The organism is Arthrobacter liuii, assembly GCF_014639275.1.
Classification (GTDB): domain Bacteria; phylum Actinomycetota; class Actinomycetes; order Actinomycetales; family Micrococcaceae; genus Arthrobacter; species Arthrobacter liuii.
Window position 1 is genome coordinate 69,869 of the sequence record NZ_BMFW01000011.1, and the last position, 16,831, is coordinate 86,699.

A 16,831-nucleotide genomic window follows, 5' to 3' on the forward strand; every position below is an offset into this window, starting at 1 on the left:
GGTAAGTTGCCGTCAGAGCCGTTCCGCGGATGGGACGTGGACGGAGAAACCACGGTCAGCGGAGGGGCGGCTTTGCCGTCTGCTACCAATGTATGGCGGCTATTTTTGGGTAGGTTTCCGGCGTGTTAAATGGTCGTTTCGGCCACTAACACGCGAGTTTCAGCTGTAACGCAGCGCGCAGGAGCACCTGCCGTTTCAGGGGCCGGAAAACGTGGTGGCGCACCTTGCGCGGCTGTATGTTCCGGTAAGGTGTGGCCTTTCGCCGCGTCACAGTCGGCACCTTTTCGGGATGGGCACGACGGCGGCAGCCCGGGTTTCCGAGGCAGGCGGCACCTGGGTGGGCGGAGAGCGGGCCGTGCGTGACGCCGTCGTGCAATGCAGGACCAAGGCGGGGCAGGACTAGGCTGGGGGAATCCGGGCAGCAAACCACCCCGAAGGAGCCAGCCCTTGAACAGCACGCAGCCCTTCCCCCGCCAGAAGAAGGGAAGCCACCAGTGAACAATGAGCAGTCCCCAGGGGCAGCAGGACAGCAGGCAGCTACGCCAGGAGGTGTTTCCTCCACCGACCTGAGGGTGGGCGTGGTCGGCATCGGCTGGGCCGGGCAGCAGCACCTGAAGGCCTATGCCGACCTCGACGGCGTCACCATTGTGTCCCTGGCGGGCATGGAGCAGGACCTCCGTGACTCCCTGCAGGCCGAATACTCGATTCCGGATGCTTTTGCGGACTGGGAAGACATGCTGGAGCACGGCGGCCTGGACGCCGTCAGCGTGGCGGTGCCCACCTTCCTGCACGCACCCATCGCCATCGCCGCGCTGGAGCGCGGAATCCACGTGCTGAGCGAGAAACCCATCGCACGCAACGCCGTCGAAGGCCAGGCCATGGTGGACGCCGCCCGCAAGGCCGGACGCGTCCTGGACGTCGCCTTCAACCACCGCCGCCGCGGCGACATCAAGGCGCTGAAGGAGGTCATCGACGCCGGTGGGCTGGGCCGTCCGTACTACGCCAAGGCCTCGTGGCTGCGGCGTTCCGGCATTCCGACGCTTGGCAGCTGGTTCACCAACCCCCAACTCGCCGGCGGCGGCCCCCTGGCGGACATCGGCGTGCATGCCCTCGACTACGCACTGCACCTGCTCGGCGAACCGAAGGTGGTGGCCGTCTCCGCAGCCACCCACTCGGAGCTGGGTCCGCAGGGCCGGGGCGGCGGAAGCCGGTATTCAGCCCAGGCCTCCAGCCACCCCTTCGAGGTGGAAGACTTCGCCTCGGCCTTCCTCCGGCTTGAGGGCGGCGGGACCCTGCTGATCGAGGCCAGCTGGGCCACCTACCGGGAAACGGACGACCAGCTGGAGTTCACCGTCTACGGTACGGACGGCGGCGCGGAACTCAAGGTGCACGGCGCTCCCTTCCCGCCGGTCGGACAGCTCCGGGTGTTCACCGACAGGGACGGCGAGTCAGCGGATTACGTGCCGCAGGTGCTGCCCGGCCGCGCGCACGACGCCGTGGTGGAAGACTTCGTCACGGCAGTCCGCGGCGGCGAGCAGGCCTGGGCAAAACATGACGGCTCCCTGGCGCTCTACCGTGCAGAGATCATCGACGCGTGCTACCAGTCGGCGCGGGAGCAGAGGGAGGTTCGTCTCTAATGAACGGCAAACTGCGGATCCGGGTGTGGAACGAGGGCGTCCATGAGGCCATCAACGAGCCCTCCCACATCGGCGACATCTACCCTGACGGCATCCACGGAGCGATCGCCGCGGGGCTCCGCGCCCACCACCCCGATGCGGACATTACGACGGCGGTCCTCGCCACGGACGATGAGCACGGCCTTGACGAGGAGGTGCTCGCGGAGACGGACGTCCTGCTCTGGTGGGGACACATGGCCCACCACGAGGTGAGTGACGCCGTCGTCGAACGCGTCCACCGGCACGTGCTCGGCGGCATGGGCCTGATCGTCCTGCACTCCGGGCACTTCGCCAAGATCTTCACCAAGCTGCTCGGCACCAGCTGCTCCCTTGCCTGGCGGAACGACGGCGAGCGCGAACTCGTGTGGACGGTGAAGCCATCGCACCCTATTGCCGAAGGGGTGGACAGTCCCATCGTCATCCCCGAGCAGGAGATGTACGGCGAGCTGTTCGACATCCCTGACCCGGACGACCTGATCTTCATCAGCTCATTCGCCGGCGGCGAGGTGTTCCGTTCCGGCGTCACGTTCACCCGGGGCAGGGGCCGCATCTTCTACTTCAGCCCCGGCGACCAGGAATACCCGGTGTACCACCACCCGCAGGTCCAGCGGGTCCTCGCGAACGGTGTGAAATGGGCTGCCCAGCCGGGGCTGCACCGTTCGGTTCCGGAGGTGACCAACCCGGCCCGGGAGTGGTTTGAGGCTGAAAAGCGCCATTGACATCGGGTGCGCGCAAGAGCAGTGTGAAATCGTTGCAGCGCAAGGTCCGGCAGGCTCTGGACGGGCACATCCCTCCCCGGCGGACCTTTCCCGGAGCGGCTCAGCGCGCTTGGGTATGAATTCCATAACCACTCCCCATGAGGAGCCAGACATGCCCGCAGTAACGGTCAACAACCTTGAATCCAAATCCTTCAACGAACCCGACGAGAAGCGGCGCCCGCCCAAGACCCAGGTTGATGTGGTCACGTTGGGCGGCACCACGCTGGGCCGGTTCACCTTCGAGCCGGGCTGGCGCTGGTCCGAGACAGTCAAGACAGTGGTCCATACGGACAGCTGCCAGGTCAACCACCTGGGTGTCTGCGTCGCCGGGACCCTGATCGTGCAGTTGGACGACGGGAGCCGGATGACCATCCATGCCGGCGACGCCTACGCCATTCCCGCCGGACACGACGCCTGGGTGGAAAACGACGAGACCTACGTCAGCTATGAGGTCATGAGTGCAGCCGAGTTCGCCAAGCCCGCCTGACCGCCGCCAGCGCAAACGAATAAGGGAGGCCCGCCAGGACCTCCCTTAACTGCTGACTGGGCCCTACCGTTGAGGTGAACACAACGATCGGAGAGCAATGAAAGTCACCGTCATCGGCGGCAGCGGCCACATCGGTTCATTCCTGGTCCCCCGCCTGGTCCGCGCCGGCCACGACGTCACCACCATCAGCCGCGGCACCAGCAGGCCCTACACCGACGAGCCGGAATGGCAGCAGGTGCACACGGTCATCGCGGACCGGCAGGCGGAGGACCGGGACGGAACGTTCGGGGACCGCGTGGCCGCACTCAGGCCGGATGTTGTGGTGGACCTGGTCTGCTTCACCCTCGAATCGGCAGCGTCCCTGGTGCGGAGCCTGCGTGGCGAGGTGGGGCACCTGCTGCACTGCGGTTCCATCTGGCGGTACGGGCAGAGCCTGAAGCTTCCCATCAGGGAGGGGTCGGACTCGGCTGCCGAGCCCTTTGGCGAGTACGGAATCGAAAAGAACCGGATCGCCCTGATGCTGCAGGAGGAAACCGCGCGCGGCGGGCTGGCCACCACGTCGCTGCACCCCGGCCACATCGTGGGCCCGGGCTGGCATCCCATCGGCCCGCTGGGAAACCTCGATCCCACCGTCTGGCAGACCATCTCGGCCGGCCAGCCCCTCCGGATCCCCGGCAGCGGCGCGGAGCTGATGCACCACGTGCACGCCGACGATCTTGCCCAGGCCTTCGAAAAAGCCATCGCGCGGCGGGAGGCTGCCGCCGGCGAGGACTTCAACATTGTCGCCCCGACGGCCTTCACCGTCCGCGGCTATGCGGACATTGCCGCGGCCTGGTTCGGTCACGCCGCCGTGCTGGAGAGCGTTACCTGGGAGCGGTTCCGCGAGAACACCTCCCGTGAGCATGCAGAGTCGAGCTGGGGGCATCTCTACCGCAGCCACTGCTTCAGTATTGAGAAGGCCGCGTCCGTGCTGGGCTACGAACCGAGGTACGAGCCCGAGCAGGCCGTCTTCGAATCCATCCACTGGCTGATTGACCACGGCCAGCTGCACGTCGCGCGGCCGCTCGGCGTCCCGGCCGGCTAAAGGCGGCTCCTGCCTAAGCTATCCGCCGCTCCTAACCCCCTCCCCCTCGCTCCGCCTTCCATCCCCTCGAGTCTTTTGGCAGGTACGAGGACTTCAGGGGCCCGGAAGCCCTCATATCTGGCAAAAACCCGATGCGGATGGGTGCCAAACTCGAAAGCATGCTTAGTATGGAGGGGTCAGGCTCTGGCTTTGGCCAGGGAGAGCACCAACGGTAAGGAGCAACTCCATGGGTTTGGATGACAAGATCGGCAACGCTGCAGAAAAGCTTGGCGGCAAGGGCAAGGAAGCTGCCGGCAACGCAACGGGCGACGAGAGCCTGAAGGCCGAAGGCAAGGGCGACCAGGCCAAATCGGACCTGAAGCAGGCCGGCGAGAACGTCAAGGACGCCTTCAAGAAGGACTAACCGACGCCGCAGCAATGGGTGCAACTCCAGCCGGAGTTGCACCCATTGGCGTTTTCAGGGCTGGTGGCGCAAATCCTGCAGCAGCATGACTGCTCAGCGCCGGGCCTAGTGGATGAGCCCCGAAACCAGATTGATGGTGGTGGCCAGGACAATGGCCCCCAGGAGGTAGGACAGCAGCGCCTGCCGCAGGACGGTGGACCGGATGGCATTGGTTTTCAGGTCGGTATCCGACACCTGGAAGGTCATGCCCACAGTGAAGGCCAGGTAGGCGAAGTCCGAGTACCGGGGCTGGGCTTCCTCATTGAAATCGACGCCGGTCCCGTCGTGGTAGTAGATGGCGGCGTAGCGGAGTGTGAACAGGGTGTGGACCAGGAACCACGACAGGGCAATGCTGCCCAGGGCCATGGCCACCGTGACATCCTTGGCTGCGCCCTGCTCATTGGAGGCATCAAGCAGGATCAGGGCCACCCCCGCGAAGCTGGCCACGGTGGCGGTGAGCACCAGGGCATCGGAGAAGACCCTGCCGGGATCCTCCCTCCGGGCGTGGGCAGCAGTGGCCGCAGGGCCCAGGCGCCCAATAACGCTCCACACCCAGATGAGGTAGGCGGCCGAGGCTGCTGCCCAGCCAAGGGCGGGCGCGTAGGCCCAATTGCCAAGCGCTCCCACCACCAGCGCCGCAGCCAGGCCGACGGCGAGCATCACCGCCATGCGGAGCCTGGAGTGGTGAGCGCGGGAATTGAAGTTCCGGTGCAGATCACCGGTGGTCGACATGGACTTCATTGTCCGATCATGGCACGCGAGGCTTGGGCTTGGCTGGTAAGAGTCGAGATCCTCTTGATGCGTCGGCGCGGCCCTCCCAACCGATTACGACCAAGGCCCGATAGGCCCCTTGTCCCCCTTCCGCTAATCTCCATCATGTGACAAAGACGTTTCACTTTCTGGAATTTGAATGGGTCACGGTCCAAGGCGGGACTGCCTGATGCCGTACGTCTGCCTCCTCCTCTCCGGCGCTGCGCTGCTGGTCAACGGACTGGCGACGCTGGGGCATCTTCCCCGCCGCGACGCCGCCACCTTCAGCCTGGTGCTCGGAGGCACCCAGGTGGTGCTCGCCGTCGTGCATCTCTCCCTGGCCGGGAACGCGGCGCCCGCGCTCATGACGGCCGCCGGCATGTTCCTGTTCGGGCTGACGTATGTCTATGCCGGGCTGGATGTCCTGCTGGGCCTGGGTTCAAAGGGCCTGGGCTGGTTCTGCGGCATGGTGGCGTTCTTTGGCCTGCTGCTGGCAAGCGCCTGGCTCGGCAGCGATCCACTGCTCGCCGTGCTTTGGGTGTGCTGGGCGGTGCTCTGGGGGCTGCTGTTCGCCTCCGGAGCGTTAGGTGCCGTGCGGCTGGAACCGTTCACCGGATGGTCGCTGGTCCTGGCCAGCCAGGCGACCGCCACCGTTCCTGCGTTCCTTGGCCTGGCCGGTTTGTGGCCCCGGAGCATGTGGGTGGCGTGGCTGGCAGCGGCCCTGGCGGCAGGACTCTTCTCTGCGTCACGGGTTTTGGCCCGCCGCGGACGTGGCGGGCCGGGAGCCCACCCCGGCCGGGTGCGGAGGGCGGACAAAGAAGCGCGGCCGGCCGCCGAAAAGGCAGCCAGCCGCGCTGACAGTTTTTAGTTGGGAACCCGCTACCGGAGCACTACCGTGCGGTTGCCCTGCAGGATGACCCGGCCTTCGCAGTGCCACTTGACGGCATTGGAGAGGGCCTTGCATTCCGTATCGCGGCCAGCGGCCACCAGGTCCTCGGGCCCGTAGGTGTGGTCAACGTCCACCACCTGCTGGGAAATGATGGGTCCCTCGTCCAGTTCCGCGTTGACGTAGTGCGCAGTGGCACCAACGGTCTTGACGCCACGCGCGTACGCCTGGTGGTACGGCTTGGCGCCCTTGAAGCTGGGCAGGAACGAGTGGTGGATGTTGATGGCCCGGCCGTCGAGCTTGCCGGTCAGGTCGTCGCTGAGCACCTGCATGTAGCGGGCCAGCACCACGAGTTCGACGTCGAGCCCGTCCACCAGTTCCATCAGCGCGGCTTCGGCTGCGGGTTTGGTGTCGGCGGTGACCGGGATGTGGTGGAACGGGATGCCGTGCCACTCCACCAGTGCCTCGTGGTCCCGGTGGTTGGATACCACGGCCACGATCTCCACGGGCAGTTCGCCGATGCGGGCCCGGAAGAGCAGGTCATTGAGGCAGTGCCCGAACTTGGACACCATGATCAGCACCTTGCGCTTGGCGCCTTTGCGTTCCAGCTGCCAGCGCATGCCGAACTTCTCCGCCACGGGGCCAAAGGAGGACCGCAAGACATCAAGTGTGGACTCGTCTCCTTCGGAGACGAAATGCACACGCATGAAGAAGTGGCCCTCGGAGCGCTCACCGAACTGCTTGTTGTCGATGATGTCGCAGCCGTGCTCCAGCAGGAAGCCGGAAACGGCATGCACAATGCCGGGCCCTTCAGGGCAGTCGAGCGTCAGGACATGTTCCACCATGGTGGGCGCCTTGGGGCTGGGGATATGGGTTTCAGTAACAGTCATGGCTTCAGCACTCGATCACATTCACGGCCAGGCCTCCTCGGGAGGTTTCCTTGTACTTGGTCTTCATGTCGGCTCCGGTGTCACGCATTGTCTTGATCGCCTTGTCCAGCGAGACCTTGTGGCTGCCGTCGCCATGCAGGGCCAGCCGGGCCGCGTTGATCGCCTTCACGCTGGCGATCGCGTTCCGCTCTATGCAGGGGATCTGGACCAGGCCGCCCACGGGGTCGCAGGTCAGGCCCAGGTTGTGTTCGATCCCCACCTCGGCGGCGTTTTCCACCTGCGCCGGCGTTCCGCCAAGCACTTCGCAGAGCCCGGCCGCGGCCATCGAGCAGGCGGAGCCCACCTCCCCCTGGCAGCCCACTTCGGCGCCGGAGATGGAAGCGTTCGTTTTGAACAGGATTCCGACGGCGGCCGCCGCCAGCAGGAAGCGGACGACGCCGTCGTCGTCAGCTCCTGGAACGAACTTGATGTAGTAGTGCAGGACGGCCGGCACGATTCCGGCGGCCCCGTTGGTGGGAGCTGTGACGATCCGCCCGCCTGCAGCGTTCTCCTCGTTCACGGCGAGCGCGAACAGGTTGACCCACTCCATGGCCAGCAGCGGATCCGCCGGTGCCTGGACGGGCGACGGCGTTGCTGCTGCGGCTTCGGCGGTTTCCGCCGAGGCCGTGAGCGTACGGAACAGTGACGGCGCCCGCCGGGTCACCTTGAGGCCGCCGGGCAGGATGCCTTCCGCGCTGCAGCCGTTCTCCACGCATTCGCGCATGACGGCCCAGAGCCCCAGCAGCTTCTCCCGAAGCTCGGCCTCCGTGCGCCAGGTGAGTTCGTTGGCGAGCATGACGTCCGAGATGGACATGCCCTCGCGGCTGCAGATCTGCAGCAGCTCGTCTCCCGTGGAGAACGGGTAGGGCAGGACGGTGTCGTCCGCCATTACCTTGTCCGCGCCCTCGGCGTCGCCGTCCACCACGAACCCGCCGCCGATGGAGTAGAAGCTCCGTTTGCTCAGCACGGCGCCGTCGTGGTCCAGGGCCCGGAAGGTCATGCCGTTCGGGTGGGCAGGGAGGGACTTGCGCCGGTGCAGCACCACGTCCTCTTCCCAGTTGAAGTCCACCCGGTGCGATCCCGCGACCTGGAGTTCGGCGTTCAGGGCGGCAGCGGCCACCTGGTCATCGGCGGTGAAGGTGTTGACTGTTTCCGGTTCGAGGCCCTGCAGTCCCAGGACCACCGCCTTGTCGGAACCATGGCCGCGCCCGGTGGCGCCAAGGGAACCAAAAAGTTCCGACTGGACGCGCACGGTGGAGGCCAGCAGCCCGTCACCCTTCAGCCCGTCCGCGAAGAGCTTGGCCGCCCGCATCGGGCCCACCGTGTGTGACGACGAGGGCCCGATGCCAACAGAAAAGAGGTCGAGGACGCTGAGCGCCATCAGGGGACCTCTGGCGAGGCGTACTCCCGCATGGCGTCCAGCAGCCAACGGCCAAGGAACTCTGCGAAGGAAGCCCGGGGGAAGACCCGGAAAGTCTCCCCACCGGTCTTCCACAGGACCGCCGGGATGTTAGCGATTTCCGTGGAGAAGGCGGTGCCGGCCTTGAACACCCGGGGGTGCAGGTCCAGCGAGCAGCCCTTTTCCAGGACGGCGCGGGCCCGGGGACCCGTGAGCTCAAACGTTGTGCGGTTGGCGGAGAGGTCCACCACCTGGCCGGCGTCGCCGCCCAGGGCGTCCCGGAGTGCTGGGATGAGGTCGCCGCCCAGGGACTCGTGTGCCTCGGTGGGTGCAACCACCAGGAACTCGGAGGGTCCCAGCCACAGGACGGACACATCGCCGTTGCCGGCCACCGCACCGGATCCGGCGGGAAGGCCGCCGGTCACGGCGGCCAGCCGTGTTGCCGCTTCCGAGCCTGCGTCCGCGCGGACCCCCACCATGGTGAGGAAGGGCAGCTCGGAGAGCTCAACCGTGCCGGCCAGGGAGCCTGCCTGGAACGCCTCCGCCAGCTGGCGGGCCGGGCTGAGGCGGGCGGCGAGGTTCTTGTCTGCAGGGTTCTTTGCGGAGGTCGGGGATGCTGCTGTTTCAGCCATCTTTACGGGTCCCTTCGGGGTCAAAAAGTACGGTTTCTGCGACAACAACGTCCACCAGCTGGTCACCTGCGGCGGCCACCAGGGTTTCGCCGATCCGGTTGCGGCCGTTCTTGATCAGGGCCAGGCCGAACGACCTGCCCAGGGCTGCGCTGTGGTAGCTGGAGGTGACGAAGCCTTCCATCGGCACCTGGCCGTAGGCCGGGTTGGTGGAGCGTCCCTTTTCCACGAGCTGGGTGCCTTCGGGCAGCCGCAGCGTTCCGTCCACCGGAAGGACGCTGACCAGGTGCTTGCGGTCCTCACGCTGGGCATCCGCCCGGGCGTAGGAGCGCTTGCCGATGAAATCCTTGGCCTTGGAAACGATCCACTCCATGCCGGCGTCCTGCGGGGTGACGGTGCCGTCGGTGTCCTGCCCGACGATCGGGTACCCCTTCTCCGCGCGGAGCACGTGCATGGTTTCCGTGCCGTAGGGCGTGATGTTGAACTCCGCCCCGGCAGCCGCCACGGCCTCCCAGGTGTTCAACCCGTACCAGGCCGGGATGTTGATCTCGTAGGCCAGCTCGCCGGAGAAAGAAATCCGGCAGATCCGGGCGCGGACGCCGGAGGCGAGGGTGGTTTCGCGGAAGGTCATGAACGGGAAGGCCTCGGCGTCCAGGCCGCCGTTTGCTGCCAGTTCCGGCGCCACCTTTGCGATGACCTCACGGGACCTGGGCCCCACGACGGCAATGGTGCTCCACTGCTCCGTCACCGAGGTGCACTTCACGTCCAGCTCCGGCCACTCGGTCTGCAGCCACTCCTCCAGCCAATCCAGGACCTTGGCGGCGCCGCCGGTGGTGGTGGTCATGAAGTAGGTTTCGTCGTCAACGCGGAGGGTCACGCCGTCGTCGAAAATCATGCCGTCCGGCGTGCACATGACGCCGTAGCGTGCCGAGCCGGGGGCGAGCTTCTTGAACGCGTTGGTGTACATCCGGTTCAGGAACTCCCCCGCGTCCTTGCCGCGGATCTCGATCTTGCCCAGGGTGGTGGCGTCCATGAAGCCGACGGATTCGCGGACGGCGGCGCATTCGCGCAGCACGGCGGCGTCCATGTCCTCCCCGGCCTGCGGGTAGTACCACGGACGCTTCCACTGTCCGACGTCCTCGAACAGGGCACCCTTGGCAACATGCCAGGGGTGGATGGACGTGACGCGGGCGGGGTCGAACAGCTCACCGCGCTGGCGCCCTGCCAGGGCTGCGAAGGCCACCGGGGTGAACGGGGCGCGGTAGGTGGTGGTGCCGATGTCGCCGATGCCGCGGGAGGCTTCGCCGGCCGTGCGCAGTGCGGCGGCGATGACGCCGATCGCGTTGACGCCGGAGGTCTTGCCCTGGTCGTTGGCCGTGCTGATGGAGGTGTACCGCTTGATGTGTTCCACCGAGCGCATGCCGGCACCGGTGGAGCGCAGGACGTCCGCCACGGACTGGTCGCGCTGGAAGTCAACGAAGTGGTGGTGCCAGTCGTCCGGGGTACCGTTCTCCCCCGGTACCAGCCAGAGCTGGCGGGTGGGAGCGGACGCCTTCGGCTCGCCAAGGACGGAGGGCGCGACGGCGGATTCGAAGCCGGCGGCGATCGCGGCCTTCGCGCCGGCGGAGATGCCCTCGGCGATGCAGTCGCCGGTGGCGAAGGAGCCGCGGCCGGCGCCGATGGTCTGCTGGTCAGGCACCTCGGTGCTGGGAACGAAGGCTGCGAGGGCGTCGTCCCAGCGCAGCTTGCCCTGCCGCTGCGAGTGCAGGTGCACCAGCGGGCTCCAGCCGCCGGACACTGCCAGCAGGTCGGCGGCGATCTGTTCGACGCCGGAGGTGAGCTCGCCGTCGTCGTTGATGCTGCGGACGGTGACGCCATCCAGCCGGCCTGCCGCATCCGCGGAGGTATTGGCAACGGCGCTGCCGATCAGCACCCGGATCCCGGATTCGACGGCGGCACTGGCCGCCGGGGTCAGCGCGGGACGCGCGTCCACCACCGCTGCGACCCTGACGCCTGCGGCGGCGAGGTCGGCGGCGACGGCGTAGGCGCTGTCGTTGGTGGTGCTGAGCACCACGCGCTTGCCGGCCGCCACGCCGTAGCGGTTCAGGTAGGTGCGGACGGCGGAGGCCAGCATGATGCCGGGGCGGTCGTTGTTCTCGAACACCAGGGGGCGTTCGTGGGCGCCCGGGGCGATGACCACCTGGCTGGCACGGATGTGCCAAATCCGCTGGCGGGACACACCGGGAGCTGCCGGGCTGGAGAGGTGGTCGGTACGGTTCTGCACGGCGATCACATAGTTGGCGTCGTAAGCGCCGAATGCGGTGGTGCGGTTCAGTACCGTGGATTCCGCGCCGGAAACCAGTTCGGCTTCGACGTCTGCAACCCATTCCAGGGCGGGCTTGCCCTCGATGGTCTCGGCCAAGTCTTCGGCGGTGGAGGTGGAGAGCAGGGAGCCGCCGAGTTCGGGCTGGTCATCCAGCAGCATCACGCGGGCGCCGGTGCGGACAGCCTCGCGGGCTGCGGCAAGCCCGGCGGGGCCGCCGCCTACCACCAGGACGTCGGTGTGGACATACTTCTTGTCGTATTCGGCGCGGTCATCCTCGGGGTCCAGTTTGCCCAGGCCGTTGAGCAGGGTGGCCTTAAGCCCGTCCACCAGCGAGACGGTGGTGGCGGGGAGCATGGATTCGGCCACGTGGCCGGGGAACCGGGCCTCCACGCGGACCAGCGCGTTGGCCTCTTCCACACCGGCGGACATGATGCCGCGGGGCCGGTCCTCGTAGAGGGAGTTGCCGGCGGCGATGCGGCCGTTGGCCAGCAGGGCCGAGGCCAGGGAGTCGCCGGGGTGGCCGGTGAATTCCTCCCCGTCCACGGTGAAGCGCCAGGAGATGGTGCGGTCGATGCGGCCGCCGGTTGCCAGGCGGGCGTTCTGCGAGGTCACTTGGTGGCTCCTTCCGGGGCGGTGCTGGGGCTGAGGGGGGTGGTGCTGGCGGCGCCGGTGCTTGCGGTTCCGGTGTCGGCTGCCGGCGGGAGGGGTGCGGCGGGCCGCGGCACTCCCATAGGGTAGACGGCCTGGATGTCATAGCTGACAGTGTCGCGGAGCATGTTGAACCACTGGCGGCAGCCGGTGCTGTGGACCCAGCGCTCGACGAAGATGCCTTTGGGGTTTTCGCGGTAGAAGAGGTAGCGGGACCATTCCGTGTCGGTCAGCTCGTTGGGGTTCTCCGGGTAGGGGACGTGGGCCTGTCCGCCGTAGTGGAATTCGGTTTCGTCCCGCGGGCCGCAGTTGGGGCATGGGATCAGCAGCATGTGCGTAAGTCCTTTTCTGGTGGCGGGCGGCTAGTGGGCCACAGCGGCGGCGCCGTGTTCGTCGATGAGGGCGCCGGTTTCGAAGCGCTCCAGCGAGAACGGCTGGTTCAGCTTGTGCGGGGCGCCGGTGGCGACGGTGTGTGCGAAGGTCATGCCCGCGGCTGGGGTGCCCTTGAACCCGCCGGTACCCCAGCCGCAGTTCACGAACATGTTCTCCACCGGGGTCAGGCCGACGATCGGAGAGGCGTCCAGGGTGGTGTCCACGATGCCGCCCCAGGTCCTGAGCACGTGGGCCCGGGCAAAGATTGGGAAGAGTTCGACGGCGGCCGCCATCTGCTGCTCGATCACGTGGAAGGAGCCGCGCTGGCCGTAGCCGTTGTAGGAGTCCACGCCGGCGCCCATGACCAGTTCGCCCTTGTGCGCCTGCGAAACGTAGACGTGGACGTGGTTGGACATGACCACGGTGGGGTGGACGGGCTCGTGCAGTTCGGAGACCAGGGCCTGCAGGGGGTGGGACTGGATGGGGAGCTGGAAGCCGGCCATTTCGGCCAGGACGGAGCTGTGGCCGGCGGCGCAGAGGCCCACCTTTTCGGTGTTGATGGTGCCGCGGCTGGTCTTAACGCCCACCACGCGCTCGCCGTCCTTGAGGAAGCCCGTCACCTCGCAGTTCTGGATGATGTCCACGCCCATTTCGTCGCACTTGCGGGCGAAGGCCCAGGCCACGTGGTCGTGCTTGGCGATGCCTGCGCGGGGTTGGTAAGTGGCGCCCATGACGGGGTAGCGGATGTTGTCCCGGATGTTCAGGATGGGGCAGAGTTCCTTGACCTGCTGCGGGTCCAGCCACTCAGCGTCCACGCCGTTAAGCTTGTTGGCGCCCACGCGGCGGATGCTCTCCCGTACGTCGCCCAGGGTGTGGGCCAGGTTCATCACGCCGCGCTGGCTGAAGAGGAAGTCGTACTCGAGTTCCTCGGGCAGGATCTCCCACAGCTTGAGCGCGTGCTCGTAGATGGCGGCGCTCTCGTCCCAGAGGTAGTTGGAACGGATGATGGTGGTGTTCCGTGCCATGTTACCGCCGGCCAGCCAGCCCTTTTCCAGGACGGCGATGTTGGTCATCCCGTGGTTCTTGGCCAGGAAGTACGCAGTGGCCAGGCCGTGCCCGCCGCCGCCCACGATCACGGCGTCGTAGGAGGACTTGGGTTCCGGGTTCCGCCAGAGGAAGTCGGGGTGCTCCGGAAGGTGCTGGGTGCTCACTGGGCGGCTCCAATCAGGTCTGCCTCGATGCGGGCCAGGCTGGCGTCGGCGGAGAGGTGCGGGTAGAGGGGGAATTTTTCGGCCAGGGCGGTCACGCGTGCGCGGAGTTCGACGGCGGTGTCCCCGGGCAGGGTGCCGGTGCCGGCTGAGGCGATCAGCGCCGTCGCGATGATGTCCGCAACCTCGGTGAACTCCGCGGCGCCGAAGCCTCGGGCGGCCAGGGCCGGGGTGCCGATGCGGAGTCCGGAGGAGACCATCGGGGGGCGGGGGTCGAACGGCACGGCGTTCCGGTTTACCGTGATGCCGATCTTGTGCAGCGCGTCCTCGCCCTGCTGGCCGTCGAGTTCGGAATGGCGGAGGTCCACCAGGACCAGGTGGACCTCGGTGCCGCCGTTGACCACGGAGATGCCGGCGGCTGCCACGTCATCCTTGAGGAGGCGGTCTGCCAGGAGCTTGGCCCCCTGCAGGACGCGCTCCTGGCGTTCCTTGAACTCGGGGGCGGCTGCGAGCTTGAACGCCACGGCCTTGGCGGCCACCACGTGCTCCAGCGGACCACCCTGCTGACCGGGGAACACGGCGCTGTTGATCTTCTTGGCGTATTCCTCCTTTGCCAGGATGACGCCGCCGCGGGGACCGCCCAGTGTCTTGTGGGTGGTGGTGGTGACCACGTCCGCGTACGGGACGGGGTTGGGGTGCAGGCCGGCGGCAACCAGGCCGGCGAAGTGTGCCATGTCCACCATGAGGTAGGCGCCCACGAGGTCGGCGATGCGGCGGAACTCTGCGAAGTCCAGCTGGCGGGAGTAGGCGGACCAGCCGGCCACGATCAGCTTGGGCTTGTGCTCCAGGGCGAGTGCCTCCACTTCCGCCATGTCCACGCGGAGGTCGGATTCACGGACGTGGTACGGGACCACCTTGTAGAGCTTGCCGGAGAAATTGATCTTCATGCCGTGGGTGAGGTGGCCGCCGTGCGCCAGGGACAGGCCCAGGATGGTGTCGCCCGGGTTCAGCAGGGCGAACATGGCTGCGGCGTTGGCCTGGGCGCCGGAGTGCGGCTGCACGTTGGCAAACTCGGCACCGAACAGTGCCTTCACGCGGTCGATGGCCAGCTGCTCGATGACGTCAACATGCTCGCAGCCGCCGTAGTAGCGCTTGCCGGGGTAGCCCTCGGCGTATTTGTTGGTGAGGACCGAGCCCTGGGCCTCCATGACGGAGGACGGAGCGAAGTTCTCCGACGCAATCATTTCCAGGGTGGACTGCTGGCGGTGCAGTTCCTGTGCCACAGCGGCGGCGACGTCGGCGTCCACCGTGGCGAGCGAGGCGTTGAGTACGTCCTGCATGTTTCTCCTTTTGAGCCCTTCGGAGTTACTGATCCATAACTGATCTGCAACTGATATATTAGAACTAACATCATAGTATGTTTGAAATCACAGTGCCGTCAATAGCAACCTTGGGAGAGCTCGAAATGAGCGTCACATTGGAGAACCACCTGGCCGGCGAGGGGGACCTCTCGCTCGCCGAGCAGGCCTACCGGCATCTTCGGGACCGCCTCATCATGCTTGACATCCGGCCCGGCGAGGCGATCAACGACGGCAAGCTGGCCGCCGAACTCGGGATCGGCCGCACGCCTGTCCGGGAAGCGCTCAAACGGCTCGAAAGCGACCACCTGGTGGTGTCCTACGCGCGCCGCGGAACGTTTGCCACCATCGTCGACATCACCGAACTCGCGGACGTGTCCGAACTGCGCGAGTCCCTGGAACCCCTGGCTGCCCGCCGCGCGGCAAAGCTGGCCACGCCGGCGCTGCGCAAGGAGATCCGCGAGACCGCGGCGGCGATCGCCAAGATGGGGGACGGGTACGATCCCTATGACCTCATGCGGTACGACATCAAGGTCCACCGCCTGATCTACCGGGCGGCTGCCAACACCCACCTCGAGGACGTCCTGATCCGCTACGACAACCTTGCCACCCGCATCTGGTGCATGGTGCTGGAAAAGGTTCCCTCCGTGGCGGAGCACATTGCCGAGCACGTGGAGCTGCTGGAGGCAGTGGCCGACGGCGACTCGGACCGGGCGGGCAAGCTCGCCCTGGAGCACGTCACCAGTTTTGAGCAGGCCATCCGCAGCGTGCTCTAGGCGGAACTACCGTAGACGGTCGCGCACTTCCTTCGCGAATTCCATGGTGGTGGCCGATCCGCCCAGGTCCGGGGTGGCGATGCCGTCTGCGAGCGTGGATTCGAACGCGGCCGTCAGGGACCGGGCCGCCGCCACCTCTCCCAGGTGCTCCAGCATCATGGACGCAGCCCAGAGGGCGCCCACGGGGTTGGCGATGCCCTTGCCGGCGATGTCCGGGGCTGAACCGTGGACCGGCTCGAACATCGACGGGTACCGTCGTTCCGGATTCAGGTTGGCGCTCGGCGCGATGCCGATTGAGCCGGCTACTCCAGCCACCAGGTCGGACAGGATGTCCCCAAACAGGTTCGACGCCACGATGGTGCGGACACTGGTGGGCTTCATGACGAGCCGGGCGGCGAGGGCATCGATGAGCACCTTGTCCACGGTGACGCCGGCGAACTGTGCCACTGTCCTGGCCACCACTTCATCCCAAAACGGCATGGTGTGGATGATGCCGTTCGATTTGGTGGCGGAAACCAGCGTTCCGCCACGGCCGGCAGCAGCTTCCGCTGCATAACGCGCCACCCTGCTGATGCCGGCTTTGGTAAACACGCTCTCCTGGACGGCGAATTCCGCATCCGTCCCGGCGCCGAAGCGGCCGCCGATCTGCGAGTATTCGCCTTCGACGTTCTCCCGCACCACCACGATGTCCAGGTCTTCGATCCCGGGCATCGCACCGGTGACGCCGGGAAGCAGCTTCATGGGGCGCAGGTTGATGTACTGGTCAAACTCGCGGCGGATGGGAATCAGCAGCCCCCACAGGGTCACGTCGTCCGGGACATCCGGGGTTCCCACCGCGCCCAAGTAGATGCCGTCGCCGCTGCTGAGTTGCTCGATGCCGTCAACGGGCATCATCCTGCCGGTCTTGACGTACAGATCGCTGTTCCAATCGCGTATCCGCCATGAAACGGTAAAGCCGTGCAGCGCGGCGGCCGCGTCGACGCATTCCATGGCTACTTGGGTGACATCCACGCCGATGCCGTCACCGGGAATTGAATCGATGGTGAAGTTGCGGCTCATGTGTTTCCTATCATTTCCGGCGTTCATACGTGTGGGTAAAGCCT

At 66.7% G+C, this 16,831-nt stretch carries 16 protein-coding genes; 7 read left to right on the forward strand and 9 right to left on the reverse strand.

The features are described 5' to 3' along the window. The first annotated feature begins 494 nt into the window (after positions 1-494). From IEW19_RS12785 to IEW19_RS12805, 5 genes are all read left to right on the forward strand, one after another. Positions 495-1,637 carry a Gfo/Idh/MocA family protein gene (locus tag IEW19_RS12785; RefSeq protein ID WP_373283604.1) on the forward strand — a complete coding sequence of 381 codons (1,143 nt, stop codon included), beginning with the start codon at positions 495-497 and terminating at the stop codon, positions 1,635-1,637. Continuing rightward, positions 1,637-2,395 (forward strand): ThuA domain-containing protein, encoded by a 759-nt coding sequence (locus tag IEW19_RS12790; RefSeq protein ID WP_188572010.1) that lies wholly within the window; start codon positions 1,637-1,639, stop codon positions 2,393-2,395. The genes IEW19_RS12785 and IEW19_RS12790 overlap by 1 nt, the downstream gene beginning before the upstream one ends. A 151-nt stretch (positions 2,396-2,546) precedes the next feature. Further along, complete coding sequence (locus IEW19_RS12795) at positions 2,547-2,921, forward strand: cupin domain-containing protein (RefSeq protein WP_188572011.1); 375 nt, start codon at positions 2,547-2,549, stop codon at positions 2,919-2,921. Between the two features lie 97 nt (positions 2,922-3,018). Beyond that, complete coding sequence (locus IEW19_RS12800; protein ID WP_188572012.1) at positions 3,019-4,005, forward strand: NAD-dependent epimerase/dehydratase family protein; 987 nt, start codon at positions 3,019-3,021, stop codon at positions 4,003-4,005. Between the two features lie 226 nt (positions 4,006-4,231). Beyond that, positions 4,232-4,408, forward strand: coding sequence for a CsbD family protein (locus tag IEW19_RS12805; protein ID WP_188572013.1), 177 nt, complete (start codon positions 4,232-4,234; stop codon positions 4,406-4,408). 105 nt (positions 4,409-4,513) lie between these two features. Here the strand turns inward: IEW19_RS12805 and IEW19_RS12810 are convergent, their stop codons facing one another. Next, entirely contained in the window at positions 4,514-5,179 is a 666-nt protein-coding gene (locus IEW19_RS12810; RefSeq protein ID WP_373283606.1) for a DUF1345 domain-containing protein, read from the reverse strand. 208 nt (positions 5,180-5,387) lie between these two features. Between IEW19_RS12810 and IEW19_RS12815 the strand changes: the two genes are divergently transcribed. Beyond that, positions 5,388-6,065 carry an AmiS/UreI family transporter gene (locus IEW19_RS12815; RefSeq protein ID WP_188572015.1) on the forward strand — a complete coding sequence of 226 codons (678 nt, stop codon included), beginning with the start codon at positions 5,388-5,390 and terminating at the stop codon, positions 6,063-6,065. Positions 6,066-6,076: 11 nt separating this feature from the next. On the opposite strand, the gene purU is transcribed toward IEW19_RS12815, so the two are convergent. The 7 genes from purU to glyA are packed head-to-tail and all read right to left on the reverse strand — an operon-like array spanning position 6,077 to position 14,934. Beyond that, positions 6,077-6,973: a formyltetrahydrofolate deformylase gene (gene purU / locus IEW19_RS12820; protein WP_188572016.1), complete on the reverse strand. Its 897-nt coding sequence runs from the start codon at positions 6,971-6,973 to the stop codon at positions 6,077-6,079. A gap of 4 nt (positions 6,974-6,977) precedes the next feature. Beyond that, entirely contained in the window at positions 6,978-8,393 is a 1,416-nt protein-coding gene (locus tag IEW19_RS12825) for an L-serine ammonia-lyase (protein WP_188572017.1), read from the reverse strand. Next, positions 8,393-9,043, reverse strand: coding sequence for a sarcosine oxidase subunit gamma (locus IEW19_RS12830; RefSeq protein ID WP_188572018.1), 651 nt, complete (start codon positions 9,041-9,043; stop codon positions 8,393-8,395). Before IEW19_RS12830 ends, IEW19_RS12825 begins: the two co-directional genes overlap by 1 nt. Next, entirely contained in the window at positions 9,036-11,978 is a 2,943-nt protein-coding gene (locus IEW19_RS12835) for a sarcosine oxidase subunit alpha family protein (RefSeq protein WP_188572019.1), read from the reverse strand. Before IEW19_RS12835 ends, IEW19_RS12830 begins: the two co-directional genes overlap by 8 nt. Beyond that, complete coding sequence (locus tag IEW19_RS12840; protein WP_188572020.1) at positions 11,975-12,346, reverse strand: sarcosine oxidase subunit delta; 372 nt, start codon at positions 12,344-12,346, stop codon at positions 11,975-11,977. Before IEW19_RS12840 ends, IEW19_RS12835 begins: the two co-directional genes overlap by 4 nt. A 30-nt stretch (positions 12,347-12,376) precedes the next feature. Further along, positions 12,377-13,597, reverse strand: a complete 1,221-nt coding sequence (locus IEW19_RS12845) for a sarcosine oxidase subunit beta family protein (protein ID WP_188572021.1) — start codon at positions 13,595-13,597, stop codon at positions 12,377-12,379. Continuing rightward, entirely contained in the window at positions 13,594-14,934 is a 1,341-nt protein-coding gene (gene glyA / locus IEW19_RS12850; protein ID WP_188572022.1) for a serine hydroxymethyltransferase, read from the reverse strand. The genes IEW19_RS12845 and glyA overlap by 4 nt, the downstream gene beginning before the upstream one ends. Positions 14,935-15,059: 125 nt before the next feature. Here glyA and IEW19_RS12855 point away from each other — a divergent pair, with 125 nt between their 5' ends. Further along, positions 15,060-15,728, forward strand: a complete 669-nt coding sequence (locus IEW19_RS12855; protein ID WP_188572053.1) for a GntR family transcriptional regulator — start codon at positions 15,060-15,062, stop codon at positions 15,726-15,728. A gap of 6 nt (positions 15,729-15,734) precedes the next feature. Here the strand turns inward: IEW19_RS12855 and IEW19_RS12860 are convergent, their stop codons facing one another. Continuing rightward, positions 15,735-16,787 (reverse strand): tartrate dehydrogenase, encoded by a 1,053-nt coding sequence (locus tag IEW19_RS12860; protein WP_188572023.1) that lies wholly within the window; start codon positions 16,785-16,787, stop codon positions 15,735-15,737. Positions 16,788-16,831: the final 44 nt, after the last annotated feature.

What these genes read in the sequence shown, in the direction of transcription:
- IEW19_RS12790 (WP_188572010.1), top strand. Translation starts at nt 1,637, where the DNA reads ATGAACGGCAAACTGCGGATCCGGGTGTGGAACGAGGGCGTCCATGAG.
- IEW19_RS12795 (WP_188572011.1), top strand. Translation starts at nt 2,547, where the DNA reads ATGCCCGCAGTAACGGTCAACAACCTTGAATCCAAATCCTTCAACGAA.
- IEW19_RS12800 (WP_188572012.1), top strand. Translation starts at nt 3,019, where the DNA reads ATGAAAGTCACCGTCATCGGCGGCAGCGGCCACATCGGTTCATTCCTG.
- IEW19_RS12805 (WP_188572013.1), top strand. Translation starts at nt 4,232, where the DNA reads ATGGGTTTGGATGACAAGATCGGCAACGCTGCAGAAAAGCTTGGCGGC.
- IEW19_RS12810 (WP_373283606.1), bottom strand. Translation starts at nt 5,179, where the DNA reads ATGTCGACCACCGGTGATCTGCACCGGAACTTCAATTCCCGCGCTCAC.
- IEW19_RS12815 (WP_188572015.1), top strand. Translation starts at nt 5,388, where the DNA reads ATGCCGTACGTCTGCCTCCTCCTCTCCGGCGCTGCGCTGCTGGTCAAC.
- purU (WP_188572016.1), bottom strand. Translation starts at nt 6,973, where the DNA reads ATGACTGTTACTGAAACCCATATCCCCAGCCCCAAGGCGCCCACCATG.
- IEW19_RS12825 (WP_188572017.1), bottom strand. Translation starts at nt 8,393, where the DNA reads ATGGCGCTCAGCGTCCTCGACCTCTTTTCTGTTGGCATCGGGCCCTCG.
- IEW19_RS12830 (WP_188572018.1), bottom strand. Translation starts at nt 9,043, where the DNA reads ATGGCTGAAACAGCAGCATCCCCGACCTCCGCAAAGAACCCTGCAGAC.
- IEW19_RS12840 (WP_188572020.1), bottom strand. Translation starts at nt 12,346, where the DNA reads ATGCTGCTGATCCCATGCCCCAACTGCGGCCCGCGGGACGAAACCGAA.
- glyA (WP_188572022.1), bottom strand. Translation starts at nt 14,934, where the DNA reads ATGCAGGACGTACTCAACGCCTCGCTCGCCACGGTGGACGCCGACGTC.
- IEW19_RS12855 (WP_188572053.1), top strand. Translation starts at nt 15,060, where the DNA reads ATGAGCGTCACATTGGAGAACCACCTGGCCGGCGAGGGGGACCTCTCG.
- IEW19_RS12860 (WP_188572023.1), bottom strand. Translation starts at nt 16,787, where the DNA reads ATGAGCCGCAACTTCACCATCGATTCAATTCCCGGTGACGGCATCGGC.